Origin of the sequence: Wolbachia endosymbiont of Madathamugadia hiepei, from assembly GCF_013366855.1 — a bacterium.
GTDB lineage: Bacteria > Pseudomonadota > Alphaproteobacteria > Rickettsiales > Anaplasmataceae > Wolbachia.
This window is the reverse complement of the sequence record NZ_WQMP01000171.1, coordinates 1-1765: the sequence shown is the minus strand read 5'-3', so window position 1 is coordinate 1765 and position 1765 is coordinate 1. Positions and strand designations below refer to the sequence as shown.

Here is a 1765-nt window from a genome sequence, read left to right as displayed (position 1 = left end):
TTTTGGTTACCTGAAAAACAGATTAGAAATTGAACATACTCGCCATAGATCTCCTATTAACTTTTTAGTTCACATTTTTTCTACGCTTATTCCATATTCTTTACAACGCAAAAAACCTTCCATTTCCAACTCTTTCTTCCTCGGCTAATCCATAGTTAGCGTTAGTGGTAGGCTCAAATCACAATGTTTGTACAGTTGTGGGAGATTGCTCACAAATTGTAGCTTTCATATCAAGCACTGAAAGACGTTTTTTATACTTTTGCAGATACAATTTATGTGCTATAACTTAAACTTTGATAGATAAAGTTCAAAGAAGTAGCATGAAAGTAGAAGTAAAAAAATTATCACACGGAGAAGATCTGCCTCTTCCGTGTTATGCAACTGCGCAGAGCGCTGGTATGGATCTTTATGCTGCACTGAATGACTCTGCTATTTTAGATCCGCTTGAAAGGCTACTTATTCCAACTGGAATTATAATTGCAATACCAAGTGGTTTTGAGGGACAAGTCCGCCCGCGTTCTGGTCTTGCTGCAAAGTATGGGATCACCGTCTTAAATTCTCCAGGCACCATAGATTCTGATTATCGAGGTGAGGTTAAAGTTTGCTTGATTAATCTCAGCAATCAACCATATGAGGTAAAAAGGGGAGATAGAATCGCACAAATCCTTATTGCTCCTATGTCTCAGGTGATCTGGGATGATACAGAAGAATTCTACGTAGAAGAAACTGACCGAAATGCGGGGGGTTTTGGCTCAAGTGGTAGGTAGCTTATACAAATGCTGTCTGTTAGTTGATTTTTACATCAAAAATTTCTTGATCAAGGTAGTTTTTTACATATAATCCTAAGTATATTAATAATTTATTAAAGAGGTAGTTATGCTAATTTTCAAAAACTATCGTGGTCAATTCCACAAAATGAACACTGCACTTGCTGCACTTACTTCTCTGTATGTCATAGGCGCAGCAGTAGCACTTTCATCACCATATGCAACTACACCACTTGGGATAGGTGTATTAACAACTGTTGCTATTACACTAATTGGTTTAGCATGGTACACCATCAGCAAAAATAACGAAATATCTGAGGAGAAAGCTCCGAAGCTTGTTAGCCGTAATGGTCAGGTAATGTTGCTAGTAACAAGAGACATGTTTGAGGAAATGAAGAAAAACAAGAATAAAGAAGGTCAGCTAATAGACAATGAATATTATATAAGAAGGCAAGGACCATCGTGTTATTATTGATGATGAGTCCGGCAAGGAGCTAGGTAATACTTTACTCTTCGAGGTGAATTCACTAAAAGCGAAAAGTAGCAACGGTGAGTATACTTCAGACCCTCTAAATGAGGTACAGAAGAAATGAAGCGAAAAGGAGGGTGGTGCTTGGGTTAACACTTATTTAGGCAAACTTTCCGTTGCACAAGCTGCTCCTCAAACTCCAGGAAAACAATAAGCTAAGTATGAAAAGAAGTAGATCAAGTCTACCTCTTTTTTTCTAGAAGTTCTTGAATTTCGAGCACCACGCAAGTTGCATGAACATTGTTTCGAGCCTGCAGTAGGGTGCCCTAACTAGTCCATTTTTCTGTCATCCCAGCACTTTTCCTCCTGTCATCCGAGTGCCTCCTTTTTTGTCATTCCAGCGCGTGACGCTGGGATGGCTTTGTTGCATGGCAACTAAAAAATCTAGTGGTTACTGACGAAATTCATTATAAAGTGGCTATTTAACTACCGAAGAAAGAATATGCCACAGAAAATGAGAGTCAGTAAC

2 protein-coding genes and 1 pseudogene are annotated in these 1765 nt (G+C 38.6%); all 3 read left to right on the top strand.

Going from position 1 to position 1765, the window contains the following annotated elements; genetic code table 11:
• A pseudogene (locus GO685_RS05070) lies at nucleotides 1–148 on the top strand (IS982 family transposase); the annotation flags it as partial.
• Nucleotides 149–320: 172 nt separating this feature from the next.
• Nucleotides 321–767, top strand: coding sequence for a dUTP diphosphatase (gene dut / locus GO685_RS05065; RefSeq protein ID WP_175937845.1), 447 nt, complete (start codon nucleotides 321–323; stop codon nucleotides 765–767).
• Nucleotides 768–876: 109 nt separating this feature from the next.
• Nucleotides 877–1242 carry a hypothetical protein gene (locus GO685_RS05670; RefSeq protein WP_246226436.1) on the top strand — a complete coding sequence of 122 codons (366 nt, stop codon included), beginning with the start codon at nucleotides 877–879 and terminating at the stop codon, nucleotides 1240–1242.
• Nucleotides 1243–1765: the final 523 nt, after the last annotated feature.